The sequence below is a fragment of the Streptomyces sp. NPDC043996 genome (genome assembly GCF_056435225.1).
This window is the reverse complement of the sequence record NZ_JBWKEY010000006.1, coordinates 498616-524316: the sequence shown is the minus strand read 5'-3', so window position 1 is coordinate 524316 and position 25701 is coordinate 498616. Positions and strand designations below refer to the sequence as shown.

Sequence of the window (25701 nt, the reverse complement as noted above, 5' to 3'; positions counted from 1 at the left end):
ATATGATCCGCTGATGATCAACTCTCTCGCCGGTACCACCGTGTTCGACATCGACGGCACGCTCTGCTTCGACGGGCGGACCATCGACAGCCGGATCCTCACGGCGATCGGCAGCTGTGAAGGCAGCGGCCACCAGCTGGTCTTCGCTTCTGCGCGACCGGTCCGTGACCTCCTGCCGGTGCTCGACGGGGCCTTCTCCTCCGCCACGTTGATCGGTGGTAACGGAAGCCTCGTGTCAGTCGGCGGCCAGGTCCGCGCCCGGGCCGCCTTCACGCCCTCCGAACTCGGTTCCCTGCTACGGGAGGTCGAGCGCTACGACGGGCAGTACCTCGCCGACGGGCCCTGGGACTACGCCTACACCGGGCCCGGCGACCACCCGATCCTGGACCGCGTGGACCAGGGCGGACTCGCCCGCCGCCTGCCCATCTCGGAACTGCCCGACGTGGTGAAGTTCCTCGTCGTCGGCGCGTCCGACATGGCGGCACTCTCCGAGGCCGTCCGCGCGCTCGGGCTGACGGTCAACCACCACCTCGACGAAGCGATCATCGACATCGCGCCCGGTACGACGACGAAGTGGCAGGCCCTCAGCGCGCTGGGGCTGGACGACTACACCGCGTTCGGCAACGACATCAACGATCTCGACCTGCTGCGCCATGCGCGCCGGGCGGTGCGCGTCGGCTCCCACCCGAGCCTGGACGACGTCGCCCATGTCTCCGTGGCCGCCGATCCGCAGGCCGTCGCTGCCGAGATCGCCCTGCTCGCCCGTGGTGCGCTCGCCGCCCCGTACAACGCGACGCCGCCCGTGCTGACGGAATCCGTATAGGGCAGCAAGAAGCCATACAGGACGGGAAGAAGCCATGTTCACAGCCCTTGCGGGTTTCACTCTCTTCGCCTTGCTGGTGACGGTCGTACCGGGCCCGGACACCTTGTTGGTCCTGCGCAACTGTGTGCGCGGCGGGCGTCTGCCCGGCATCGCCACCGCCCTCGGCGCGGCCGTCGGCTCCCTGGCCTGGGCGGTCGCCGCCGCGGTGGGTCTGGCGGCCGCCCTGCAACGGTGGGACGCCGCGTTCGCCGTCGTACGGTTGGCGGGCGCCGCGTATCTGGTCTTCCTGGGGGCCCAAGCCCTGTGGGCCCACCGGCGCGGTGCCGCGGCCACGGCGACTGACGCGGCCGGCGGCGTGCCCGCGCCGACCGCGTTCCTCGCGTTCCGGCAGGGTCTGCTGAGCTGCCTCCTCAACCCCAAGGTCGGGATCTTCTTCGTCGCAGTGGTCCCTCAGTTCCTCCCCGACAACCGCTCCGCGCTGCCCATGACGCTGCTCTTCGGCGTCGTCGACGCCACTATCGCGGCGGGCTGGCTGATCCTGGTCTCGGTCTTCGCCGCCCGTCTCCTCAACTGGCTGCGCCGCCCCCGGGTGAACACGGCCATGGAGCGCACCACAGGCGGCGTCTTGGTGGCGCTCGGACTGGGGACGGCCGCAGAGACCCTGTGACAGCCCCCTCCCCCCGAGACCGGCTCCGTGCGCTCAGGGGTGGACCTTGAGCGGCGGCCGCGGACCCGCGCGGCGGCCAGGCCGCCGTTGGTGGGCTCGCGCTGCCGCTCGATCCCAGGCTCACATAGGTCTGCGATGTCCCTGGTCATGGCAGCGAGCGGGAGGGTGGTGGTGGCGGTGGTGCGGAGCGTGTTGCGCGGGTGCGGCGGTTGAGCTGCAGCAGTGCGGCGCTGGTCATGTCCGCGGCACGGCGTACGTTGTCGGCCAGGGCCGTGAGGCGCTCGGCATCGAGCACGGAGGCGCCGACCGCAGCGACGATGGTCCCGTCGGGTGCGCGCACGGGTGCGGCGGCAGTGTGCACGCCCAGCGTGTCGAGGTGGCCGACGGCCAGGCCCCGGTCGCGGGCTCGGGTGAGGAGCCGCCCCCATTCTCGGGTGGAATACGGCGGTGCTGGCTCCGTCCGAGGGGTGTCGATGGACATGATCTGCTCGGCCACCGATCCAGGCGGCAGCAGCGTGCCCGGGCCGCAGGCAAGGATCTCGTCGACCTCACCAAGGATCCCGCACATGATCATGGTGCGGTCGGTCTCGGCTACGGTCAGGCCGATGCTGGTGCCCGGCGCGATCGAGGCCAGCTGCCGCAACGGGCGGCCCGCGGCCAGGCGCAGCGTGCGCGCGGAGGACTGCCAGGACTGGCCGAGCTGGAACATGCGTGAACCCATCTGGTAGCGGCCGGCGTGACGGCGCACGGCGCCGAGCGCGAGGAGCTGCTCCAGCAGCCGGTGCGCGGTGGCCTTGGGCAGGTTCGCACCGGCCGCCAGCTGCGTCAGACCCGCCTCCCCGACCCGGCTGAGCTCGTCGAGCAACGCGAACGCGCCCTCCAGCACCGCCCGCCCGCCGTTTCTGGATGCTTCTGGCCTGCTGTCCATCGCCGCTCACTCCTCGATGGGCCCCAGCCTCGGTGCTCGCCGCCACTCTGATGCCTCGGACACGTGCCGGTCCGCTCAGCGGACCGAACCCTGGCCGTGCTGCCTGTACGCGGAGATCCTTCTTCACGTCAGACCTGGTCGCTCCATCAATTGCACTCCATGACATACGAGGAGGCAACGGCGTGAAACTGCACCGCAGGGCAGCGCAGAGGAGCGGGAGCCCACCCGGCGCACGATCTCGGACCCTCACGCCACATGCTGTCGGCCTCACCGCACACGCGATCGCAGCGCTGCTCGCCGCGACTGCCCCGGCGCCGGCCACTCGCACCAGCAGGCCGCACCGACCGGGAAAACCGCGCCCGCCAGCCTGCTCGCCCTGTCGAAACAGCGCGAAGACCTGACTGTCGCCGCTCACACGCCCCGCCGTCCCACCGCAAGCCCCTGGGTGACTTCGCAACCAACCGACATCGCGAACCCAGTCAGAACGTGACTCCCCCGGGCAGCTGACTGAGGCGGAACCGGTCGCCATGGACCGGAGTCTTCCCCATCCGTACACGGACAAAGGAGTTCCACATGCGCACTCACCTCGCCCTCCCCGCCGTCACCGCCGTGCTCGCCCTCGGCCTTGGCGGTGTCGCACTCGCCCCCGGCGCGGTCGCCGCGGTCGCCTCCGGTGCCCACGCGCAGGCAGCGGGGTCCGCATTCGAAGCCCCCGCCTTCGACGCCTCGGGGACCTGGACCGCCCACCAGAGCAACGGGCACAACCCCTCGCTCACGGTGAGCCAGGACGCCCAGGGCCAACTCACCGGCACCGCCGCGGAAGCAGGTGCGGCGGGCACTCTCGAACAGGGCTTCGTGGACGGCACCTACATCTCCTTCGTCGTCGTCTGGAACGACGGCCGCGAGGGCCGCTACATCGGCTCCCTCGGCGGCGACCGAAGGCTGAGCGGGGTCACCACCGACCTGGCACATCCCGGCAGCGAGGCCACCTGGTCCACGACCCGGACGTTCTGAACCACCGGCCGAGCGGCGGCGGTCCGCTCTCAGCCCGCCGCCGGTCAGCCGGCCAGCCGGAACCAGAGGCAGACCACACGCGTGCCGGCGTGCACCCGCACCCCGGCCGCGCCCCAGTACCGGATGTGCCCCTCGCGCCAGTGCCCGGCCGAGCGGAACCCCTCGCCCTCGGCGTGCGCGAACTCCTCGGTCACCTCGGCGAAGGGGACCACCTCGACCGAGGTGACCTCCACCTCTGCCACCAGGGCCCCCGCGTTGTCGGTCACCACGAGCCGCTCGCCCGGGTGCTCCAACTGCTCGGATGCGGCCGTGTACTCCGCGAGCAGACCAGCCGTGGCGCGCTTCGTCCCGGCCAGGACCAAGGAGTTCAGCTCGTCCCGGAAGGCACCCGGCGTCCCGAGCTCCAGCACCCGCAAGCCGTCGATCCGCGACCACATGACGCCTCCTCCTGTACCGGTCTGCGGGGCCGGCCCCGATCTCCCGCTCTGGAAGCCCCCGAGCGTTCCACAGAACGGACCCGACACGCAGGCACAGCGGTTCCATCGGGGCTCTTCTCCGCTCTTCTTCTGGAGCGACGCTTCAGCTTCGACCGCGTGGTCTCGACCTTCCCGGTTGTCGTGGGCAGGCCGACCCGCGGCACGATCTGCTTGGCCTGCAACGGACCCGGGGCATCAGTGATGATCTCAACGATGTCCCGGTACACGTCTGGCAACACCTGGGCCACCAGACCCTCCCGCCATGGCGGCTCCGCCATCAACCCCGGGCCCTCTCCAGCCGAACGGCCAACTCCGCTGCCTCGGCCTGACGTTCCTCCACCCGCCGCCGGGCTGCGGCCTCCCGTATCTCAAGCTCTTGCTGCGACGAGACCACAGCGCCCAACCTCCACCTCGCCACGCACGGTTGAAGCACGACGGTGCCGACCACACGCCAATCAGCGTCTTCCCAGTTCAACCCACCCATCCCCCGAAAGGAACCGCACCCAGCCGCGACCGAGTGGTGCGGAGGAAGCTTTCATGCGCGAGTGCACCCAGTGAATGCACACCCGTCTGGCCGACTCGTGAACAGCCTGTATCGCCGAGACCGACAACGAAGTGCGCGGCACGTCTTTGTGAACCACGAGGAGAAGGTCCCCGAGCCAGGCACCGACACAGACACTCTCGGCTACGTCACCAACTTCTACGTCTGCCCCGAGTACCGCGGCCATGGTCTTGGCAAGACACTGCTGGAAGAAGTGGTCCACAAATGGACGGCAGAACCGCCTGGACACCTTGATGGCCTGGCCCTCGGAACGGAGTGCATCCCTCTATCACCGAGTCGGCTGAGCTACATCCATCGCCGATCAGGTGTCGGCAGGCGGCTCTGACGGAGCCGGTGGCGATGGGCCAGCCCGCTTCAAGGGCGGTGTCGTAGTGGAGCTGGTCGAGGTGCCCGGTGACGTAGTTGATGCTGGTGGTGACCGTGTCGTGTTTCGCGTGGGTGAGGTGTCCGGCATCGGCCTGAGTGGTCAATTCCTCGGCGACGCGGACGGCGTGTCCGTGCAGGATCGCGGTGAGTTTCTCGGCGGCGAAGGTCTCAGCCGGACTGTCATGACCACCCTTTCAGCCAATGTGTACGCTTCCCCCTGCCTCGCGCGGCCCGCCCCTGCTTGGATGCGTGACGACCAGCTCACGGGGGCTAAGCCAGCACTCCCGTCTGAGAGGAGAGCAGCGGTCACGTAATCCGGGCCCCGGGGAGCATCGCCACTCTCGAGGGAGATCACGTGACCCGTGCCATCTTGACCGGCCGTGAGGGACCCACTCGACTCCTGAGCAGCCCTGACGGTGGTTGGGAGTACGCCTCGGCGCATCCGCATCTGTCTCTGGGGCCGGGGGTGCTTAGCTATCGGGGATTCCGCTTCGCTCAGGGTCCGCTGCGCCGTCGCCTGGAGATTCCCTGCGGCTTGGCAACACTGGTCATCGGATTCGGTAAGTCGCTGCGGATAGTCCCCCACGGCTCACCCGACCGATCCCGCTCGGTGGTCTCCCTACTCAGCCCGCCCGGCACCCGCTCGGCGACGGGCGAGCACACCGGCGGGCTCCGGGGCGTGGAGGTGATGCTCACCCCGTGGGCGGCGTTCGAACTCTTCGGCGTGGCCTTGGACGAACTGGGTCTCTGCCTGGACCCCGCCGAGATCGTGGGCGCCCGGATCGACGACCTGGCGCAGGACCTGGGCCGAACGCCCTGCTGGACCGAACGCTTCGCGCTTGTCGATCAGTTCCTGCTGCGCTGTCGGTCGATGGGCCGCACCGCGTCGGACCGGGTGGTCTCCGCGTGGCGCCAACTCGAAGCCGCACGCGGGATGTTAGGGGGCCGACAGTGCTGGCGGAGCGCCTGGACTGCAGCCAGCGGCAGCTCGAGCGCTGCTGCGGGGAGCAGCTCGGCCTGCGCCCCAAACAGCTGGCCCGGGTTCTGCGGCTGCAGCACGCCGCCGCCCTGCTCGCATCGGGCATCAGGCCCGCGGGGGTGGCCTCCCGCTGCGGCTTCTACGACCAGGCACATCTAGCTCGGGAGTTCACCTCGATGACGGGCCGGCCACCGTTGCGTTTTGTCGCCGAACACCGGGCAGGCGGAGCGGATGTCAACCGGGCGTCTGGCCGCATCACCAGTATCTTGCTCAACGGGTAACGGGGATTCATGGAACCCGGCGCCTTGCCATAACTCAGGCGGCCGGTTATGCAACCGCGCACCAAGGATGGCGCGTCGAAAAAATCCAATGTCGATTTTTTGCAATACGGGCTGTTCGGGGTAATGGGAGAATTCCTCGCCCGACATTGGTCGGGACGCTCCGCCGACGAGAGGAGAGTGACATGTTGCGCGCCCTGGAATCTGCGGGACAGGCCCTGCTCGAGCGCTTCGTGCCCAAGATTACGGCCTCTGCCCAGGCCGAGCCGATGGCCTGCTGGCCCCAGTGCTGGCAGTGCAACCGGCGCTACTCATACGGCTGCGTCGACCAGTGGTGCAGCTACAACGCCGGGTGCTGCGAGACGGCTCCCCGTTGCTACCGCTGTTACTGCTGACGCAGGCGTGGGCCCGGGGCTGTCGCGCCGGGCCCTTCTGCGTGGCGACCGAACGCCGCCCCGTGCGCGCTGTCCCATATGACCGGATGAGGAGGCCGAGATGGAGCAGTATCTCGCGATATGGGTCAGGTGCCTGATCGGCCTGGCCTTCCTGGTCTCCGCGGTGAGCAAGGTCTCCGGGCGCCGGTCCTTCGCCGAGTTCGCCGAGGCTGTCGCAGTCCTCGCCCCTGTGCCCGGAGCCCGCCGACTGCTGGCTCCCGCTGTGGTGGCGCTGGAGTTCGCGGTAGCGGTGCTCCTGACGCTGCCCGCTCCCGTCGCCTTCCGGGTCGGCGCGTGGCTCGCCACCGCCCTGCTGCTCACCTTCGCTCTCGGTGTGGCGCTCGCCGTACGCCGGGGGGCCGAGACGGCCTGCCGCTGCTTCGGCCGCTCCACGACGCAGGTCAAGGGCTGGCAGGCGGTACGCAATCTGACCCTGGCCGTACCAGCCGCTCTGGCGGCGACGCTCGGCCCCGGCTCGCAGGGCGCCGCCACCGGGCTCGCGCTGGCCGCGGTGATGGGACTGACCTGTGGGGCGGTGGTCATCGCGCTCGACGACATCGTAGATCTCTTCCGTCCGGCCACCGCAAAGGCCGTCGGCTTCCGACAGGAGACACCCTATGCCCGTCGTGATCACAGCTCTCGTCTTCGTCGGGGCGCTGTGCCTGCTGAATCTCGTCCTGAGCGTCGGAATCATCAAACGCCTGCGCGACCAGGCTGAAATTCTCAACCGCAACGGCAATTCTAGCCGGGCCGCAACCCTCGGCATGAACGAAGAGGTTGGGGAGTTTTCCGCGATCGCGGAGGACGGCGAACTGGTCGGCCATGAAAGCCTTTACCAGGGCGACACTCTGGTCGCCTTCTTCTCTCCAACCTGCGGCCCCTGTTGGGAGAAGCTGCCGAATTTCGTGGAATTCGCCGCCACCTTCCCTGGCGGTCGGGAAAAGGTACTGGCGACGGTCGTTGGGGACGCCGCGGACACAGCCGACATGGTGGAGCGGCTGCGTCCGGTGGCCAGGGTGGTACGGGAGGACAGCAACGAGGGCGCGGTCAGTACGGCCTTCGCCCTGCAGGCGTTCCCGGCCATCCTCGTCGTCTCCCCCAGCAACGAGCACGGGCGGCCCATCGTCACCGCTGACAATCTCGACCACGACCTGCCGGTGCCCGCCCCGTGAGCCTTCGCCGCCTCCGACCACGTGGACGCGGCGAGCGGAAGGAGACCGCCCACTCCGCGTACCGACGCATCGCCACGGCGGTCGTCCTGTGCGCCAGGGCGGCTCCGGCGGCGTCGGCCGGCTATGCGGTGATCACGCTGTCGTCCGGCCTGACGCCGGTGGCGGTGGCATGGATGACCAAGCTGATGCTCGACGGCCTCACCCGGGGGGCGGATGCCGGGGACTTGATGGTCCCGGCGCTCGGTTACGTCCTCATCGCGACGGTGGTCGGCCTCGGCCCGCTGATCGGCCGGTACCTCCGAGGCGTCGTGGACCGCAAGGTGGGGCTGCTGACACAGGACCGGCTGCTGACGGCAGTGGGCCGGCATCCGGGCCTGGGCCGGCTGGAGGACGCCGCGTTCCTGGACCGGCTGCGGGTGGCCCAGGACGTCGGCCGCACCGTCGCGGGTCAGCTCGCCGACGGGGTACTGACGGCGGGCAAGTCGGTGCTGACGGTGGGCGGGTTCCTCGTCTCGCTGGTCGCGATCAGCCCGCTGATGGCGCTGCTGGTGCTGGCCACGGGAGTGCCGTCGCTGATAGCCCAGCTCTCACTCTCCCGGCACTACGCCCGCGCCGTTTTCGCCGTGGGACGGATCGAGCGGCGTGAGGACTTCTACGCGGATCTGATCGCCTCCGCGACTGCGGCCAAGGAGATCCGGCTCTTCGGCATCGGCGACTTCCTGCGCGGGCGGGTACTGGCGGAGCGCCGGGCGGCCAACGCCGTGACACAAGCGGTCGAGGCGCGGCAGACCAAGGTGCAGGGCGCGCTGGAGCTGCTGACCTCGCTGGTCTCGGGGGCGGGGCTGATGTGGGCGGTGTTCGCGGCCACCCGGGGAGAGCTCTCCGTCGGCGGGGTGACGATGTTCGTGGCCGCGGTGGACGGAGTGCAAACCTCACTCGGCGCGCTGCTGCTGCAGATCGCGGCCACGCAGCGGACGCTGCTGATGTTCGACCACTACCTGGAGGTGGTGGAGACCAAGCCCGACCTCCCGGTGGCCGCCGACCCGGTGCCGCTGCCGCGGCTCGAGCGCGGGATCGAGCTGCGCGACGTCTGGTTCCGCTATGCCGAGGATCAGGAGTGGGTGTTGCGCGGACTGGACCTGTTCATCCCCTGCGGACAGTCACTGGCCCTGGTGGGACTGAACGGCGCGGGCAAGTCCACGTTAGTGAAGCTGCTCTGCCGGTTCTACGACCCCAAGCGCGGAGCGATCCTCTGGGACGGCGTCGACGTACGCGATGTCGATCCCGCAGAGCTGCGCGAACGCATCTCCACCCTGTTCCAGGACTTCCAGCACTACGACATGACGGCAGCCGAGAACATCGGTCTGGGCGATCTGCGGCTGTTCGACCGGCGCGACCGGATTGAGACAGCGGCAGGCGAGGCGGGCCTGCACCCCAAGCTCGCCTCGCTGCCGGAAGGCTACGACACCATGCTCTCGCGCTCCTTCATCCCGGACGGCACCTCCGGCCCTGGCACCCTGCTGTCCGGGGGGCAGCACCAGCGGCTGGCCCTGGCTCGCGCCTTCCTGCGCGAGGGGCGCGACCTGATGAACCTCGACGAGCCCTCGGCAGGACTCGACGCGGAGGCAGAGCACGAGATCCACCTGACCATCGGCCGACACCGTGCGGGCCGCACCAGCCTGTTGATCTCGCATCGGCTCAGTGCAGTCCGCGACGCCCACCGAATCGCCGCACTCGACGGCGGACGGGTGGTGGAACAGGGCGCGCACGACGAACTGCTGCGCGCCGGCGGTGAGTACGCGCGGCTCTTCGCTCTCCAAGCCGACGGTTACCAGGACACTGACGCGGCGGGCGGCCCGGTAGCATCGGTGGCCACGTCGTGATCGCGGAGAAGGCAGGGATCGCTGCCGCCGCTCTCACTCGCCGACTGGTGTGCGTCACCGTCGAAGGGGTGAGCATGGAGCCAGCTTTCCAGGATCGTGACCAAGTGCTGGTGATACGGCGGCGAAGGCCCAGACCGGGCCAGGTCGTCGTCGTCGAGTCTCCCTTCGGCAAGCAGAGCTGGCGGGACCCGCCGCTGCTGGCCAGGGCCGCCCCCCACCTGATAGCGGCGCGCCGCTGGATGATCAAGCGGGCCGTGGCACTCCCCGGAGACCCGATCCCGCGCGGGCTGGGGCTCGCGAACCTAACTGACGAGCGGGTGCCGACTGGCATGGCGGTGCTGCTTGGCGACAACCCCTCGTCGAGTTTCGACTCAAGGGAGTTCGGCTACTTCCCCCTAGTGCGCCTGCTGGGCGTCGTGAGGTCGCCCGGGAGGTGACCGGACGACTGCTCATCGCCCACAAACAACCGCCTATCCGCGCCGTCGCGGCATCAGAGCGACGAACAACCAGAGGTGCGGCGGGCGGCGTGGGTGACTTTCTGGTTCTCGCGCTCCTGGCCGGTGTCGAAGTGCAGCCGGATCCACACGCCGCGCAGAGGCGGGCGGAAGATGAAGCCCGCGTGGGCGAGGATCTTGGCTGCGAACTTGTCGAACGCGCGCCTGGCCTCCCTGTCTGTCCGCGCGGCAGCGCAGGCCCCAGGCCAGCAGCGTCGTGATGGCTTCGCGCTCAGCACCCCTCAGCCGAGCGGGGTCCGCGCCTTCCAGTTCCCGCATCATCCGGTCCACCACCTCACCACGCAGCGTCGTGTCCCCCCTAGGGATCGACGTCAGCCAGAGTGGGCGTCCGATGGAGGCCCAGCCTGTCGAGGACCGTTCAGAATTCGTCACCGACGACTATCCGCTCCAGCGTCCCCGCTGCGGGACGCGGCCCCGGCTTCCGTCCCGTCCGGGAGGACGAGACGCCGCGCCGAAACTCGATGACGAGAGTCACCCCACCCCCTCCTTGTTCCTGCCTCGCCCCGTCCGATCAGGTCAACCCCGCAGCCAATTCTTCATGATCCGAACGAAACCGCCTAGCCGCAGCCGCCTTCGGCACTGCCGCCTGAAACGCAGCCGCCCCCGCGCTAGCGGGGGCGGCCCTGCGACCACGGTGGATCACCGGTCGTTCACACTGCGGGTGCGGCCCCAGACGGCATCGGCCAGCAGGCGCAGAGCCGTGTACTTCAGGTTCGTTCTCCGAGTCGGCGCCTCAGCTGTTACTCAGGGCGCGGCCCAAAAGAGGGAGCAGGCGGTCCCAGTGTCGCTTCAGCCCGGAGGCGCTGAATGCGTCGGTGTCGGACATGGTGAAGCCATGGACGGTGCCGGGGTAGATCTCGGAGGTGTAGCTGACACCTGCGGCATCCAGGGCCTGGTTGAGCTCGGCGAGGGCCTCGGGCGTCAAGTCGCTCTCGGCGTGGCCGAAGTGGACCTCGGCGGTGAGCTTCGCGAGGCTGTCAGGTCCGTCGACTCCCACTGGGCCGTGGAATGCGGCGAGGGCGGACACCTGGCCGGGGTGGGCCGCGGCGGTGCGCGTCGCAATGAGGCCGCCGATGCAGTAGCCAGTCACCGCGACCGGTCCGGCGCTGACCTCGGGCTGAGCGGTGAGGAACGTGAGATAGGCGTCGGCGTCGATCAGGACACGTTCTGTGGTGTGCGCCTCGATCATCGGCATCAGCTGGTCGAAGACCGTGGGCCGGATCTCATCTCCAATGTGCTCGGGAAGCTCGATCACCGGAGCCGGGCCGTGCCGGTAGAAGAGGTTGGGGACGAGCACGTAGTACCCGTGCCGGGCCAGTTCGCGGGCCATCTCCCGCAGCACGGGTCGGATACCGAACCCGTCCGCGTACATCAGCACCCCCGGGCACCGCCCGCCACCATCTGGGAAGGCGGCGAACGCGTCGGCCTGGCCGTCCGCGGTGGGAATCTGCAGCGTCTTGATGGGCATGAAACCTCCTGTCGTGGTTGACGTGCCGAGCCTGTGATCAACACGACGGAGGCGGAGCCCGCGCAGCGGCGCAAGAACCTCGATCGAACAGCGGGCCCGCACTGGCCCGTACGACGCTCAGAAGAGCACCGGGTCACCAATCCGTGTGCGGCGCAATGCCATCCCGGTAATCATCCCCACAGCATAGTCCACAGCCCCGGCCATCCGGTGCGACAACATGACTAGGAGCAGAACGTAGCGGCCGTCACGCTTCGTACTCGCAGAAGTGAGTAGTCCCGAGAGGCCGTGGCCCCCGCCGGACCATCTCCGGTTTGCCCTTGATCTTCGTTCTCACAACCTCTCGCAAAATAGCCTTCGCACAATGCCACTCGCGATGTGTTTCGCGACATGCCAGAGCTCGCCGAACCGGCGGCCGTCGTCGAGCAGTTCGACTGCCCGACCACTCCTCACCGGCCCCCTTCAGGGGGTGTACGACCCGTCCGGGCACGGCGCCGCCCTGTGTGCGTTCTTCGCCAGCATGGCGGAGTCCGAACGCGAGTACATCCGGGAGAAGTCCCTGGAGGGCCAGGCATCCGCCCGCGTGCGCGGCCGGCATGGCGGGCGTCCCAAGGTTGTCGACGACGACATGGCCGCGTACGCCCGCAGCCTGCGGGCAAACGGGGCCTTCGTCCCCGAGGTCGCCCGCCAGCTGGTCATCACCTCTCGGGCGAGAATCAGGGCAAGCGGCCCTCGGTCGCCACCGTCTACGGCATCCTCGCCGAGGACGCCGACAGCACCGAATGAGCCCGGACACCTTCAGGGCTTCAAAATCAACTCATTGCCCCATTGACGCGTATCTGGGCCACACCCCGAGACCCCCGTGGGTTCAGGGAAACCGCAGCCTGTTCAGCGGGAACTCGCGGGTCGATCCGTGTGCATCAGCTGGGCGTATCCGTGGGTTCGGCGGGAACCGTGAGGTGGTTCGCGAGGCGGCGGGCTTCAGCCGTGACCTCTGCATCGACCTGCGCTATTGCTTCGTCGCCGTCTTCGAGCATGCCGTACTCGTCATCGAGCTCGGCGAGCCGCTCAGTCAGAGGCAGCTCGTGCCCGTAGCGCCGGTGAATCCGCAAGGCGGGAATCGGGCGAGGGCTGTGTTCAGGACCGTTCGGGGGCCGGGCCGAGGACCATGGCCCCTCCCCCACGGTGCGGCGGCAAGGCCTGCGGTCCGTCATCCCCGCGCCTGCCAGGCGCGCACCTGCTCGCGTGTCAGCTACTCAAGGACCAGCTCCTGGACGTCGCCGACGACGGCCAGCTCCGGAGGCGATCGATGCTGGACGCGGCGCGGACCGCGGCCTTGGCGGGACGTCAGGGCATCGCCCTCAGCTATCGGCCCATAGCGCAGAGACCCCTTCACGACGCGTGCCCGGCGTAGGACTGTCTCCTCAAGATCGCCTCTGGGGCATGACCACGTCAGCACCCGGAGGCCGCCGCGCCAACTGATGCACGAGGAGCGCCCTTATGGACGTCCGTCACCGAAGAGCCACCGGCACCGTTGCCGCCGTCACTGCCGCCGCGATACTGGCAGGCATCGCGCCCATCGCCCTGGCAACCGACAGGTCATCGAGTACGGATCGGGCAGCCGAGGCCGTCGAGAAGATCACTGGGACAGACGACATCGTCCCCAGTACACATCGGGCCGACGGCACTACCCGAGCGGACGCGGACACGGAAGAGGGCACCGCGACCGTGACGGCACCGGCTACTGCCGACGGCACCGTCAACGCCACCACAGAATCCGGCGGCATCGGGATCGGTCTGCCGAACACCTTGCGGGCCAAGGGCATCGCGACGAAGAACGGCACCATCGTCTACCCGGGCGCGGCCAAGAACACCGACTTGGCCGTCCAGCCCACCGAAGGCGGGGGCGTGCGCTCCCTGATCATCATCAGCGACGCCGACGCGGCCAAGGAGTACCGGTTCGATCTCGACCTCCCCCAGGACGCCGTCACCGAGCAGCAGCAGGACGGCAGCGTCCGGGTGCTGGCCGGGCCCGCGGAAGACGCCGCGGTCATCGGGGTGTTCGAGGCCCCCTGGGCCCAAGACGCCGACGGCAAAGCTGTTGCCACGTCATATCGAGTCGAGGGCGGCGCCCTCGTCCAGACCCTCGCCTTCGGCCAGGACACCGCCTTCCCTGTCGTTGCCGACCCCTGGTGGAACCCCTTCTCGTGGAAGTGGAAGAAGATCTGGGGCGTCACCACTCGCGGGCTGAAGCGCTGCGGACTGGCGGTCTCAAGAACGCGCTCGGGCTGGGGGCAGGTACAGCCAGCACCAACATCGTGCTCAAGAAGGTCGCCGGCCGAACGGCGATGATGCTGCCCGGCGGCGGATACGCCTACCTCAGCGCCGCCGCCTACAGCTGCATCACCAACCTCTGACCACGGTGACCGCCATGAAGCTCACAGAACTGCTCGGCATGGGCGGCGGCGCAGCCCCCTACACGACCATTCCGGTCAAGGTCTGGCTCCCGATCCTGCTCACCAGCCTGACGGTCGGAACTCTGCTGAACCGCTATACGGCCGTTCCTGGCTGGGCCGGGTGGGCCTCGGCGTTCCTGACCTGGGCTGTAAGCCTGGGAACAGCCACCGTACTTGTGGGCCGGAAGGACAGGTCAACGCCCTGAGGCACACGGCACACCTTGCGAACCGGCCGGAAGCATCTCCCCAGGAAAGAGCACCGGCCTGCCGGACGGTGGCCGGTGTGGTGGTGGCCCAGTGGGTGCCGGTGACGGCGAGCGTGCCGGGCGACGTGATAAGGAAGCCACGTCGGTCCACCGGCCCCTCCCGCATCCTGGGAAAAGCCCCCGAGCTCGCTCATGGGGGCGTTGTCCCTTCTTCGTATTGGCTGGAGGTCGTGTCCGGGCTCATGCCCGTCAGCGGAGAGGGCCGCATCTGTGGTTCTGGCCGGTGGAGTTGGTCAGTCGGAAGCCGGAGCATGACGGTGCCAAGGACGGTGGTCCATACGAAGAGCAGGGAGAAGAAGAACATGCTGAGGGGTTCGCCGGGGGCGAGCCATCCGTGGTTGGCGAAGAGGAGGAACGGGTGGGGCAGGCCCAGTGCCGCGGTGGCGAAGCTGTAGGTCGCGGTCCAGCGCGGCAGGGCCTGGGTGTGGCGGATGGCTATGCCTGCGGACAAGGTCAGGAGGCTGGTGAAGAACTGGGTGGGCAGCCAGACGAACAGGGAGGCTTCGAAGGCGAAGCGGATGAAGTCGTCACTCAGGGTGGGGTGGTACCCGGCCGCGGCGGATGCCGTCATCCACAGGACGGCCGCTAGCTGGAAGAAGGCCATGGTCAGGGCCATGGCGGGGGTGATGAGGGAGATGAACATGGTGTGGCGACCGGACCTGCGCAGCATCTCGGTCAGCCCGGCGCTGAACAGCAGGGTCACCGCGTAGAAGACGAAGCCCAGGAAGCACTGGGCGATGTAGAAGTCGGAGTACCGTGCGAAGTAGTCCACGATCTGGGCCGTCGAGTCGCCCCAGTTGGGGAAGACGTGCGGGAAGTCCGGGGAGAAGAATCCGATCAGGGCAAGGCTGGGCAGGGCGACGATGCCGGCGAGTGCGGCCCAGCGGGTCTCCTGGCGTGGGGTCATGTCTCCTCCTGGCGCTGGCCGGTCGGGACGCTGGCATCCCGGCTGTGGGGGGCGGGTGACTCCGCGGGGTGATGCGCGCGGGTGGTGGGGGCCGTGCTGGGGGCGGTGATGGGGATGCGCCGCAGTGCGATGCTGACGGTGAGCATCCAGGCGGCGAGCAGGGCCCAGGGCACCATGGACGCCCAGCCGCCGGGGGCCAGCCATCCCTGGCCTGCCAGGACTTGCAGGGATCCGAGGGCGCACACGGTGCCGGCGGCGAAGGTCGATGCCGTGACCCAGGTGGGGAACAGGCGCGTCTGGAGGAAGGCGATCGCGGTGGCGGTCAGCAGGAACGCCTCGTAGAGCTGGAAGAACTGGTAGCTCACGAAACCGGCTTCGAAGGTGTAGTGGGCCAGCATGGCGTTGGTGGGGTGGCCAGTGGTGCCGCCGAGGCCCAGCAGTATCCACAGGGGGGAGGTGATCTGCACGGACAGCGAGGCGGCGACGGCGGCCGGTGTCATGACGCGGGTGGCGATGGTCCGGTGCCCGCCGCCTTCGAGGTAGGCCGTGAGCCCGGCGATGAGCCAGATCAGCAGGATGAGGCCGATGCCCGCGGTGAAGGACTGGGAGATGACGGCGGCGCGGTTCTCGGCGAACCAGGCGGTCATGTGCGCGCCGGACTGGCCCCAGTTCGGGAAGAGCTCGGGAAACCGTTGCGGGACCGAGGCGAGCGAGACGAGCATCACCAGCACGCCCAGGATTCCCGCCCCGCCCGCACGCCGGATGTCGCGGGCCTGTTCAGGTGACAAGGGTGACGAAGTGTTCATGGCGATCCTTGCGGCTCGGTGGTGAGGACGGCCCGGTCGATGGTCGGGGAAGCCGCGCAGGCAGGTGCGGCTGTGGGTGCGGTGGTGCTCGCCGTCGCTGGTGCGCCTGGTGGCCCGCACGCCGCGGTGGCCGCGCTGTGGTGAGCGGGCGCGGGGATGCCGGTGTCCGGGCCTGGGGCGGGCACGGCGGTGGAGTCAGGCGTGGCCCGGCCGGTGCCCCCGGTGGTCATGGTGTGCTGTCTTTCGTTGCGGGGCGGCTGGGCCGGTGCGTCGGCTTGCGATGGCGGGCGGATGAGGTGGCGATGACGCGGCCGAGGTGCCGGGGGCGAAGGAGGGTGGCCGGGCCGGAGAGCATGTTGGCCACGCGGGCGAAGTCCTGGAACATCCGCGGGTTGCCCGGGATGACTTCCTGCCATTGGTTGAGGTACCACTGCCCGGCCCGGACGGCCGGGGGAAGCGGCCCGCCGCTGGACCAGCCGTAGTCGGCGAGTGTGGCCATGGCCCAGGGCCAGGCGGTGACCCGGGCTAGACGGCGCTGGAACGTCCGGGCGAACCCGCGCCTTTCACTATGAGTGCGGCGGGCCAGCATGGTGTGCAGGAGGCGGACTTCGAGCGCGGCGACTGTCATGCCCTGGGCGTAGACGGGGTTGAAGACGCAGGCGGCGTCGCCGAGCGCGAGGAGCCCCTCGGGCCAGGGAGTGAGGCGGTCATAGCGGCGGCGCCGGTTGGCCGTGTACGCGTACCGGTAGACCGGGGAGATCGGATCGAGGGGGACGAGGGTGGCGGCCAAGTCGCTGTGGAGGGACTTGGCGAAGGCGGTGAAGCCGTCCTCATCGGTGGGCGGGTAGTCGCCGGCGGCTCCTTGCAGAGTGACCAGGAGCCGGTTGTCCTCGAGGCGCAGGGCGAAGCAGCCGTGCGGGCGGTCGGGGGCGTGCGGGGGCTCGAAGAGCGCGTACCAGGGGGCCGGGGGCCGCGGTCCGGTGCGGTAGGCGCGGGTGGCGTAGCCGACGCGGGCGTCCACGGTGGTCTCGGCCACGCGCGGGAGTCCGAGGGCGGTCAGCCAGTCTGGCAGGTGGGAGGCGCGGCCGCTGGCGTCGACGGTCAGATCCGCCCGCAGCGTCTGCGGTGTCCGCTCGCCGCCTCCGGATGCCCGGCGTACGAGATGGACACCGGTGATGCGCCGGTCGCCGGGGGCGGTGTGCAGTGCGGTGACGGTGCAGCCGTCGCGGATGGCCACACCCGGCAGTGCGGCGACACGGGCGCGGAGGGTGGTTTCCAGCAGGGGACGGCTGACCGGCTGGATGAGGATGTGCGAGGCCACCGGCGGCGGGGACCCCTGGGGCAGCTGCAGGCGGGCGTGCTGGCAGAAGTCCACCAAGGGCGCCCCGGCGGCCTGGAGTTGGTCCTGGATGCCGGGGAGGAGCTCTTCGAAGAGCTGCAGGCCGCGGGCCTGGAGCGCGTGGGCGTGGCGGCCTTGCGGGACCCCTTTGCGGGGCTGCGGCTCCGGGCGGAGGTGGTCGCGTTCCAGGATCGTGACCTGGTCGAAGGCGTCGCTGAGGACGCGGGCGGCGAGCAGCCCGGCGATGCCCGCGCCAATGACGACGGCCTGCCCGCACCTGCGCCGCGGGTGATGGGGCTGCTCATGACGGCGATCCACGCTGCTTCCCTTCCGGAGGGACCGGGCCGCAGTGGCCCGGGGGAATCTGCTGACGGGGTGTTCCAGGTCAGGGGGTGGGCGGGCTAAACCAGGAAGGGAAGTCGACCGGGTGACCGATGGCGAGGGCCGCCACGGTGATGAACACCAGCGCTGCCGCGACTGCGACGCTCATGTACCCGACCCCCGCGAACAGACGCACCCACGGCTGGGCCCGGCGTGGCAGGTTCAGCGAGCCGTCGAGGATCCACACTTCCCGGCCGGGCCTGGCGTAGAGGGTCATCAGCACCACGGGCATCACCACGAGGAAGATCATGGAGAGGGGGGAGGAGAGCGGCAGCTGGTAGTAGTGGCCCTCGAACAAGGTGAGGCGGGGCAGGGCGTAGACGTAGCCGTAGCCGCCGACCCGCTGGTACGCCTGCTCCATGGGGATGTCCAGGACCAGGCACGCCGCAGCCGTGAGAGTGGCCACCCGGGCACGGCTCCACTGGGGCCGCCAGCGCCGCAGCCGGGTGGCGATGGCCACGCCCATGAAGATCCACAAGATGAGCGCGATGTAGGCGCCGATGACGAGCAGGCTCATGATCTCGGTCTTCACCCCGGGCGGCGGGCCGGACCAGCCGGGCAGAGAGGGGCCCCAGCTGAGCACGTTCAGGCCGTAGCGGTTGTGCCCGATGGTGTGGTGCGTGGCGTTGAGGTAGCCGTCCAGCCAGAAGGACAGCGAGCAGCCCGCGAGCAGCGCGGCGGGCAGGGTCACCCGCCCCGCGGCGCGGGAGGTGCGCCAGCACCACCAGACGCCTGCGGCCCAGCCGGTGAGGAGCACCACCTCCGTCGCCCGGGTGGCGATCTTCATCGGGGTGGGGATCTCGTAGCCGCCGGCGGGGTAGGCGTGGAGGTTCCCGTCGGCCGCCCAGCGGGCGAACACGTACAGCTGGGTGAGGAATGCCGCCGCGCCGATGGCGGCCCAGGCAACGGACGGACACTTCCAGCGCCCGGGAGCGGGCGGTTCGGATGCCTGGGCCGGTGAGGGGGCCAGGGAGCTGTCGTGCGGCATGTGGCGTCACCCCTTGGCGGCGTTCTTGGTGGTCTCGGACACGCGGTGGTCCGTGGGGGCCGTCTCGGCGGTCGCCTCTGCCGCGGTGGCCAGTCCCATGTGCTCGACAAGCCAGTCGGTGAGGCTGGCGGCGCTGGGTTTGGTCCAGATCACCCCGGGGGCGATGTCGGTGTGGAGGGCGTGGTGGAGGCGCTGCTGCAGCTGGACGGCGGCCAGGGAGTCCAGGCCGAGCGTGACCAGGCTGGTGTGCGGGCCGATATGACGGGTGGTGTTGCCGAGGAGTTCGCGTACCTGGCCGGTGATGAATTCCGTCAGGATCCGGTGACGCCGCGCGGGCGACTCCGCGGCGAGCAGTTCGTCGCGGACGGGCGACGCTCCGTCCGCCGCGGGAGGAGAGCCGGCCAGCAGCGGGGCCAGGAGCGTGGCCTCGCGCAGGTGCGGGTAGGGCGCGATCCACTGGGCGGCCTCGATCGGCGAGTACGCGATGCGGTGATGCCCTTCGGCGAGGATGCGCTCGAAGGCGTCCATGCCGTCCTCGGGGTTGATCATGACGAAGCCGCGCTCGGCGAGGTGCTGACCGCGGCCGGCACCGCTCCAGGCACCCCAGTGGATCCCGGTGGCGGGCAGACCCTCGGCCAGGCGGTGGGTGACCAGGGCATCGAGGAAGGCGTTGGCGGCGGCATACGCGCCTTGCCCGGGAGAGCCGATCAGGGACGCGAGGGAGGAGTAGACGGCGAAGAAGTCCACGTCCCGGTCCAGAGTGGCCCGGTGCAGCAGCCAGGCGCCCTCGGCCTTGCCACGCCATACCCGCTCCAGCAGCTCGGGGCCGAGGGCGGTCAGGGTGGCGTCCTCTACGACGCCTGCGGCGTGCACGATGCCGCGCAGCGGCGCGCCGCCGTCCGTGGCGGTCGCAAGCGCCCGCTGGACGGTCTCGGCATCGCCGATGTCCCCCAGCAGTACGGGAAGGTCGGTGCCGAGCGCGGTGTGCAGGTCCTCCAGCTGACGCTGGGTGGTGTCGGACGGGGCTCGGCGGCCGCAGAGCACGATGCGGCGGGCGCCGCGTTCGGCGAGGCGGCCCGCGGTGAGCAGTCCCAGGCCACCCAGCCCGCCGGTGATCAGATAGCTGCCGTCGGGGCGTACCGGTTTGGACAGGGGCGCGCGCACGGTGGGTTCGGGCCCGGGGCGTACCTGGGCGAGGGTGCGTGTGCTGCCCTGCCAGACGACTTCGGTGACCGGCTGGTCAGCGGCCAGCAGATCGTCCAGCACCGTCTCCAGCGGGGTGGAGTCGCTGACCTGCAGGCTGCTGGGCCGTAGCCGCGGGTACTCGTAGGCCGCCGCGCGCAGCAGCCCGAGCAGGCCCGCGGCGGTCAGGCGATCGCCGCGCCACATCACCCACAGCCGCGGTGGGCGCGGACGGTCCGCCAGGCACCGCAGCACGGTCACGGCATGCCACAGTGCCGCGCGCGCCGCGTCCGCCGTGTCCGCAGGGGCGGTGGGGTCGGCGAGAGCGAGCAGCACCGCGGTGGCCTCGGGCGCGCCCTTGGCCTGCTCGCCGAGGGCCGCGGCGAGCAGAGGTGCTGCCGAGTGGTCCGCGGGGTGAGGCAGGTAGCGGCTGCTGGCGGCCCGGGCGGCGAGCATGCCGGACAGGCGCTGGGTCCACCGGCAGTCCTCGGGTCCGAGCGTCAGCCAGTGCTGGCCGTCGGCCACTGGGACGCGGGGTGCGGGTGCGGGGAGGTGAGCCAGGTGGAACAGGCGGGTGGAATAGCGCTGTTCCGGAGAGGTGATGTTGGCCAGGTGCAGGCTGCGGATCTCGGCCACCACCGTGCCGTCCGCGCTGGTCAGCAGTCCCGAGGCGGTGCAGGTCAGATCGTCGGCGTGGTGGAGGGTGACGTGGGCGGTGCGGGCGTGGGCGGCTGGGCGGTGCACGAGGACCTCGTCGAAACCGGCGACCACGACCGGGCCGGGGCTGGTGGCGCGGTGGGCCAGCCACACCGCGACGACGGTCTGGATCAGCTCGTCGGCCAGCGCCGGGTGCAGGGACATCGTCCAGGCGGAGAGGCGGGCCGTGTCGTGGATGCGCACCGCGCTGACCGCGCGGTCTTCGGAGGGGTGGATTTTGATGTGGTCCACGGCGGTGAAGGCCGGGCCGTGCTGGACGTTGTGCCGCTCTCTGAAGGTTCGGTGCAGATCGGCCGGGGCGCTGTCCTGCCAGTCGGCGGTGTCCGGGCGGTCCACCGTCCTAGGAACCTGCTGGTCGGGCAGGGGGCGTACGGTGCCGCGGGCGTGCACGGTGATGCCGTCCGGGCCGTGGCTGAGGATCTCCACACCGGCTTCGTCGCCGTCGCGGACCAGGCGCGTGGTGACCTGCGGCTCTGGGTCCAGGACCAGCGGGCTGAGTGCTTCCACCCCGCGGGCGGCGACCTGGGGTTGGCCGAAGGCGCGGGCGGCGGCGGCCAGCATCATCTCCAGCAGGCCGGTGCCGGGCAGCACCGGCACGCCGGCCACCTGGTGGTCGGTCAGCCAGGGCAGGCGTTCCGGGCTGATCGGTGTCTGCCACCAGAAGCGGCCGGGCTGCTCGGGGTCTTGGACCTGGCCGCCGAGCAGGGGATGCTGCTGGGCGCCGACCAGATGGGGGGCGACGAGTTGGTAAGGGGGCTGGTCGCCGCCGTGCCGGGTGCGGTGCCAGGTGGTGCCGGGCACGTCGGCCAGCCGGCCGTCGCCGTAGCGGCTGGACCAGTCGATCCGGTCGTAACCGGCCGCATGGAGCTGGCCGAGGTGGGTGAGGAAAGCGGTCTGGTCCTCGACTCCCTCACGCAGGCTGCCGAGCGCCACCGCATCGTGGATACCGTGGTGGCGGGCGGTGTCCAGGACGGGCCGTACCGCGAGCGGGTGGGCGGTGCATTCGATGAACAGGCGGTGGCCGTCGGCCAGCGCGGCGGCCACGGCGGCAGCGAAGCGGACCGTGTCGCGCTGGTTGCGCACCCAGTACGTGCCGTCGATCCCGCCGGGGGCGCGGGGGTTGTCGGTGACGGTGGAGTAGAAGGCGATGTCCGGCGCGGCAGTCGGCAGCGCGGCCAGGGCCTTGCGCAGCGGGTCCAGGATGGGGTCGACCTCGGGCGAGTGCGAGGCGACATCCACATCGATCATCTTGGCCGCGATGCCGTCGTCCTCCCAGGCGGCGACCAGGCCCGCGATCTGGGCGGCGTTTCCGGAGATGACGGTGATGCCCGGGGAGGTCAGTACGCCCAGCGACACCCCGTCCGCGCCGGCCGCGTCGATCGCCTCCTGTACGGGGGCGGCGCCGAGCATGACCGAGGCCATCGCGCCGCCGGAGATGGTGGCCAACAGCGCGGAGCGGCGGCAGATCACCTTCGCCCCGTCGGCCGGTGTGAGCCCGCCGGCCACGACGATGGCGGCGACCTCACCGAGCGACTGGCCGATCACCGCGACCGGTTCCACGCCCCAGGACTGCCACAGGCGCGCGAGCGCCACCTGCACCGCGAACAGAGTGGGCTGGATGTGCTCCAGTCCCACCAGCCGCTGCGGGTGCTGGATCATCTCGCGTACGGAGAATCCGGCCTCCTCGCGGATGAGGGGCTCGATCTCGTCGATCGCCCGCTGAAAGACCGGCTCACCGGCCAGCAGCCCCTGGCACATGCCGGGACGCTGCGAGCCCTGCCCGGTGAAGACGAACACCGGCCCCAGGTGCTCCGGCGGCAGCACCGGGGTGCCGGAAGCCATGCCGGGTGTCTCCTCCCCATGGGCGAATGCCCGGGCCCGGACGGCCAGTTCGCCGTGGTCACCGGCCACGAGGGCGAGGCGGTGGTCGGCGTGGGAGCGGCGCAGGGTGAGGGTGTGCGCGACATCACCGAGCGCACACGCGGCACCCTCGCCTTCGGCCCAGTCCGCCAGGGCCGCAGCCGCCAGGCCAAGGGACTGCGGCGAACTGCCGGACACCGGGAAGAGCCGGGCGGCCGCCGCGGGGGCTGCCGGGCCCGGGACAGAGCGGCGGCGGGGTGCGGCCGGGGCCGCCTCCAGAATCACATGGGCGTTGGTGCCGGTGACACCGTAGGAGCACACCGCGGCCAGCCGCACCGCCTCGGGCACCGGCCAGTCGGTCACCTCGACGGGGACGAACAGCCGGGAGTCCGCGGCACGCTCGATGGAAGGATTCCACTGGTCGAAGTGGAGATTGGGCGGGATCCGGCCGCGCCGCAGGCATTCGATGGCCTTGATGGCTCCGGCCACACCGGAGACCGGCTCGGTGTGCCCGATATTGGTCTTCAGCGAACCGAGCGCGCACCGGCCGCGGCCGCGGCCGTAGACGGCGTCGATGGAGGTGTACTCGATGGGGTCGCCGACCGCGGTGCCCGGGCCGTGCGCCTCCACCAGCCCGACCTCCCCCGCATCGATCCCCGCCTTGCTGGCCGCCGTCCGGAACAGCTGCTGCTGCAGCTCACTCGAGGGCGCGGTCAGCCGACTGGCCTGCCCGTCGTTGTTGACCGCACTCCCACGGATCACCGCCAGCACCCGGTCCCCGTCCCGGCGCGCGTCCGCCAGCCGTTTCAGCAGCAGCACCCCGGCTCCCTCGCCGCGCACATAGCCGTCCGCGCGGGCGTCGAAGGCATGGCAGGCCCCGCGCGCCGACAGCAGCAGGGGCGCCTCGTAGTACTGGGTCTCGGGGGTGAGCATCAGCAGCACACCGCCCGCCAGTGCGGCATCGCACTCGCCCAGGGTCAGCGCCCCGCACGCGGCGTCCACGGCCACAAGACCGGAGGAACAGTGCGTACTGATCACCATCACCGGCCCGCGCAGGTCCAGCGCGAACGCCACCCGCCCCGCGGCCCCGGCGGTGAAGTTCCCGAACAGATACGGGCTGTTGGGCGCGTCCTGCACCGGACGGGCCTCGCGGAACAGGTTGTCCGGAGCGTAGGTACCCACGTACACGCCGGTGCGCGAGCCACGCATCCGGTGTACGGGAACACCCGCATGCTCCACGGCCTCCCAGGCCACCTCCGCCAGCAGCCGAAACTGCGGATCCACCCACCGCTGCTCGTTCGGAGCCACCGAGAACGCCGCGGGGTCCCACGCCCACACATCACCTTCGAGGAAACAGCCCCGGCCCGCCCGCGCGGCCAATTCTGGATCGTGCACGGCTGCCAGCCGGGCCGCATCCCACCGGCCGGCCGGCACCGGGCCCACTGTGGAACGTCCCTCGGCCGCCAGTTTCCACAGCCCGCCCGCGCTGTCCACTCCACCCGGGAAGCGGCAGCCCATCCCGATCACCGCGATGGGCTCCGCACTTGATGCCGACATGTTCCCCACCCCCGCTCACTCGGCGATCGCCGTGCTGTAGGTGAACCGGAACACCGGCAGCAGTCGGCCCTCCACCCACTCGCTCTCGCCCGCGGCCTCGAAATGCTGATGCCGCCCGTAGAAGGCCACCACCAGGCGCGATGTGTCGGCCGTAGCCTCCGGCAGCTGATACAGATGCGGCAGGCCTGACGGCCCACCCGACAGTACGACCAGCCGCTCCGTGTCCCCCACTTGATGGACAGCCATGACGACGCCTCCTCACAGGGCACAGCGGCACACTCGGCACCACGCCCGGGAACCTGGGCACCACGCCCGGGAACCTGGCTGGAAACCAACCATGCTCCGCATGCTAGAGACCTGCTCAACAGCCGCCAGGGTGTACAGCCAGCCAGCTGGAACGCACCCAACACACCCGTGCACGCCGCTCACACACCGGCACCCCCCACCGCACACCCACAGGCAGCGCACGCCCGGGGCGCCACCAGCCAAGCCGCAACGGTCAACAACCGCGGAAAGTACCGGATTTACCGCGGCAGGGCCCCTACCGTGATCACCACGACCTGCGGCGGGGCATTCCGGCCGTCGGGGCTGAGACGCCGGGGCTGAGACGTCGGGGCTGAGACGTCGGGGAGACGGCGGCCGCGATGTCCGGCCAGCGGTCCCGGACTCTGCCGCCGACGGCCGGGAGATCCCAGGCCCGATCGCCAATCAAGCCCTGAAGCACGGCGGCGAACCCGGACGGCTCGCGGCCGTCGCGCTGCACGATCTGGGCCCGGCGGCGCCGCGGAGCGCAGGCCTCGCTCTCGCCGCGCTTCTTGGCGGCCACGCGGGCCTGGTGCACCGCGACCCGGGCAAGGCCGACACCGGACAGCTGCGGTCCGTCAACGGCCGTTCGTACGACGGGGGGTGGTCGTCTCGCTCATCGGCCTCTTACCGGCTCCCGTACCGCAAGCCGCAGGCGCCGCTCTCCAGCCGCAGAGCCCGGCGCACCAGGTCGGGGCCGTAGAGCCGCTCCGCGCTCTCTCGGCCCATGGCGTCGACCGCCATGGTGACCGACGAGGTGTGAACGCGGAACGGCGCACAGCTCCTTTGCCTGGGCCGGACGCGGTTCCGGCGGGAGACTCCCCGCGGCGCCACGTAGCTGGCTACGGCAGCGGCTCGAAGTGCCCGGTAACCGTGTAGGTGCCGCTCAGGAGGGGGCCGCCGGAGGCCCCGGCCGCATCGAATTGCAGGGTTGCGGGCCCGTCGATGTAGAGGCGAGCTGAGTAGTTGAAGCCGTAGAACCTGCGGTCGGGTGGTCCGGAAGGGGGTGGGCCACAGGGCACCCACGGGAAGGCGTACTGGAGTCCGGAGCCGCTGCTGGTCAGAACGGCAGAGCCGAGGACGCCGCCGTTGTCCATTGCGTAGAAGCCGGTCACGGTTTCGATGACGAGGCGTTTCCCAGCGGGGATCTGATCGGGCAGGACGACCCGGCCGATGCTGCCGCTGGTGTTGTCGAAGCTTCCGCCGGAGCGGTAGATGTCCATGGGGGTGTTCCTTCTTCCGTAACGGATTGGCAGTGGGCTCGAGAGGGCGGCGGCCGGTATCTCACACAGCTGCGAGGCAGCCTCTACGAGGGTCGCTGTCGGCTGAGGACGAGCTGCCGCTGGACGCACGTCGAGCGTGCTGCTTAGGGTCGGG

Annotated in this window: 23 protein-coding genes and 1 pseudogene; 11 read left to right on the top strand and 13 right to left on the bottom strand. The window is 70.3% G+C overall.

The annotated features are described in order from the left end of the window. Positions 1-13: 13 nt before the first annotated feature. Both AC07A4_RS19035 and AC07A4_RS19030 read left to right on the top strand, forming a co-directional pair. Complete coding sequence (locus tag AC07A4_RS19035) at positions 14-823, top strand: HAD hydrolase family protein (RefSeq protein ID WP_478599822.1); 810 nt, start codon at positions 14-16, stop codon at positions 821-823. Between the two features lie 34 nt (positions 824-857). After that, positions 858-1490: a LysE family translocator gene (locus tag AC07A4_RS19030; protein ID WP_478599819.1), complete on the top strand. Its 633-nt coding sequence runs from the start codon at positions 858-860 to the stop codon at positions 1488-1490. A 145-nt stretch (positions 1491-1635) separates the two neighbouring features. On the opposite strand, the gene AC07A4_RS19025 is transcribed toward AC07A4_RS19030, so the two are convergent. After that, positions 1636-2418 (bottom strand): helix-turn-helix domain-containing protein, encoded by a 783-nt coding sequence (locus tag AC07A4_RS19025; RefSeq protein WP_478599817.1) that lies wholly within the window; start codon positions 2416-2418, stop codon positions 1636-1638. 573 nt (positions 2419-2991) lie between these two features. Here AC07A4_RS19025 and AC07A4_RS19020 point away from each other — a divergent pair. After that, positions 2992-3432: a hypothetical protein gene (locus tag AC07A4_RS19020; RefSeq protein ID WP_478599815.1), complete on the top strand. Its 441-nt coding sequence runs from the start codon at positions 2992-2994 to the stop codon at positions 3430-3432. Between the two features lie 44 nt (positions 3433-3476). Here the strand turns inward: AC07A4_RS19020 and AC07A4_RS19015 are convergent, their stop codons facing one another. Continuing rightward, positions 3477-3869 carry an ASCH domain-containing protein gene (locus AC07A4_RS19015; RefSeq protein WP_478599813.1) on the bottom strand — a complete coding sequence of 131 codons (393 nt, stop codon included), beginning with the start codon at positions 3867-3869 and terminating at the stop codon, positions 3477-3479. A gap of 476 nt (positions 3870-4345) precedes the next feature. On the opposite strand from AC07A4_RS19015, the gene AC07A4_RS19010 reads away from it, so the two are divergent. Beyond that, positions 4346-4795, top strand: coding sequence for a GNAT family N-acetyltransferase (locus AC07A4_RS19010; RefSeq protein ID WP_478599810.1), 450 nt, complete (start codon positions 4346-4348; stop codon positions 4793-4795). Here AC07A4_RS19010 and AC07A4_RS19005 read toward each other — a convergent pair. Further along, positions 4764-5009: pseudogene (locus tag AC07A4_RS19005) on the bottom strand (ISKra4 family transposase); the annotation flags it as partial. The gene AC07A4_RS19010 and the pseudogene AC07A4_RS19005 sit on opposite strands and share 32 nt — an antisense overlap. Positions 5010-5787: 778 nt before the next feature. Between AC07A4_RS19005 and AC07A4_RS19000 the strand changes: the two are divergent. The 5 genes from AC07A4_RS19000 (at position 5788) to AC07A4_RS18980 (ending at position 10019) form a co-directional block, all read left to right on the top strand. Beyond that, positions 5788-6096, top strand: coding sequence for a helix-turn-helix transcriptional regulator (locus AC07A4_RS19000; protein WP_478599808.1), 309 nt, complete (start codon positions 5788-5790; stop codon positions 6094-6096). 492 nt (positions 6097-6588) lie between these two features. Continuing rightward, a complete protein-coding gene (locus AC07A4_RS18995; protein ID WP_478599807.1) occupies positions 6589-7245 on the top strand; it encodes a MauE/DoxX family redox-associated membrane protein in 657 nt (218 codons plus the stop codon). Next, a complete protein-coding gene (locus AC07A4_RS18990) occupies positions 7145-7699 on the top strand; it encodes a thioredoxin domain-containing protein (protein ID WP_478599805.1) in 555 nt (184 codons plus the stop codon). Before AC07A4_RS18995 ends, AC07A4_RS18990 begins: the two co-directional genes overlap by 101 nt. Before the next feature lie 173 nt (positions 7700-7872). After that, positions 7873-9582: an ABC transporter ATP-binding protein gene (locus AC07A4_RS18985; RefSeq protein ID WP_478599803.1), complete on the top strand. Its 1710-nt coding sequence runs from the start codon at positions 7873-7875 to the stop codon at positions 9580-9582. After that, complete coding sequence (locus tag AC07A4_RS18980; protein ID WP_478599800.1) at positions 9579-10019, top strand: S26 family signal peptidase; 441 nt, start codon at positions 9579-9581, stop codon at positions 10017-10019. The genes AC07A4_RS18985 and AC07A4_RS18980 overlap by 4 nt, the downstream gene beginning before the upstream one ends. A 53-nt stretch (positions 10020-10072) precedes the next feature. Here the strand turns inward: AC07A4_RS18980 and AC07A4_RS18975 are convergent, their stop codons facing one another. The 3 genes from AC07A4_RS18975 to AC07A4_RS18965 form a co-directional block, all read right to left on the bottom strand. Then, positions 10073-10315 (bottom strand): hypothetical protein, encoded by a 243-nt coding sequence (locus tag AC07A4_RS18975; RefSeq protein WP_478599798.1) that lies wholly within the window; start codon positions 10313-10315, stop codon positions 10073-10075. Positions 10316-10830: 515 nt separating this feature from the next. Beyond that, positions 10831-11565, bottom strand: a complete 735-nt coding sequence (locus tag AC07A4_RS18970; protein ID WP_478599795.1) for a dienelactone hydrolase family protein — start codon at positions 11563-11565, stop codon at positions 10831-10833. A gap of 917 nt (positions 11566-12482) precedes the next feature. Continuing rightward, positions 12483-12674 (bottom strand): hypothetical protein, encoded by a 192-nt coding sequence (locus tag AC07A4_RS18965; RefSeq protein WP_478599793.1) that lies wholly within the window; start codon positions 12672-12674, stop codon positions 12483-12485. Between the two features lie 388 nt (positions 12675-13062). On the opposite strand from AC07A4_RS18965, the gene AC07A4_RS18960 reads away from it, so the two are divergent. Beyond that, entirely contained in the window at positions 13063-13914 is an 852-nt protein-coding gene (locus AC07A4_RS18960; RefSeq protein WP_478599791.1) for a hypothetical protein, read from the top strand. A 79-nt stretch (positions 13915-13993) separates the two neighbouring features. Next, positions 13994-14224, top strand: a complete 231-nt coding sequence (locus AC07A4_RS18955; protein ID WP_478599789.1) for a hypothetical protein — start codon at positions 13994-13996, stop codon at positions 14222-14224. Between the two features lie 190 nt (positions 14225-14414). On the opposite strand, the gene AC07A4_RS18950 is transcribed toward AC07A4_RS18955, so the two are convergent. The 7 genes from AC07A4_RS18950 to AC07A4_RS18920 all read right to left on the bottom strand — a co-directional run bounded on the left by AC07A4_RS18950 (position 14415) and on the right by AC07A4_RS18920 (position 25547). Next, a complete protein-coding gene (locus tag AC07A4_RS18950; protein ID WP_478599787.1) occupies positions 14415-15191 on the bottom strand; it encodes a hypothetical protein in 777 nt (258 codons plus the stop codon). After that, positions 15188-15997: a hypothetical protein gene (locus AC07A4_RS18945; RefSeq protein ID WP_478599785.1), complete on the bottom strand. Its 810-nt coding sequence runs from the start codon at positions 15995-15997 to the stop codon at positions 15188-15190. Before AC07A4_RS18945 ends, AC07A4_RS18950 begins: the two co-directional genes overlap by 4 nt. 226 nt (positions 15998-16223) lie before the next feature. After that, on the bottom strand, positions 16224-17654 hold the full coding sequence (locus tag AC07A4_RS18940) for an FAD-dependent oxidoreductase (RefSeq protein WP_478599783.1): 1431 nt from the start codon (positions 17652-17654) through the stop codon (positions 16224-16226). A 67-nt stretch (positions 17655-17721) separates the two neighbouring features. Further along, on the bottom strand, positions 17722-18705 hold the full coding sequence (locus AC07A4_RS18935; RefSeq protein ID WP_478599781.1) for a spirocyclase AveC family protein: 984 nt from the start codon (positions 18703-18705) through the stop codon (positions 17722-17724). Between the two features lie 6 nt (positions 18706-18711). After that, complete coding sequence (locus AC07A4_RS18930; protein ID WP_478599780.1) at positions 18712-24021, bottom strand: type I polyketide synthase; 5310 nt, start codon at positions 24019-24021, stop codon at positions 18712-18714. 15 nt (positions 24022-24036) lie between these two features. Continuing rightward, positions 24037-24267 (bottom strand): DUF5988 family protein, encoded by a 231-nt coding sequence (locus tag AC07A4_RS18925; RefSeq protein WP_478599777.1) that lies wholly within the window; start codon positions 24265-24267, stop codon positions 24037-24039. An 899-nt stretch (positions 24268-25166) separates the two neighbouring features. Beyond that, positions 25167-25547 carry a hypothetical protein gene (locus AC07A4_RS18920; RefSeq protein ID WP_478599775.1) on the bottom strand — a complete coding sequence of 127 codons (381 nt, stop codon included), beginning with the start codon at positions 25545-25547 and terminating at the stop codon, positions 25167-25169. Positions 25548-25701: the final 154 nt, after the last annotated feature.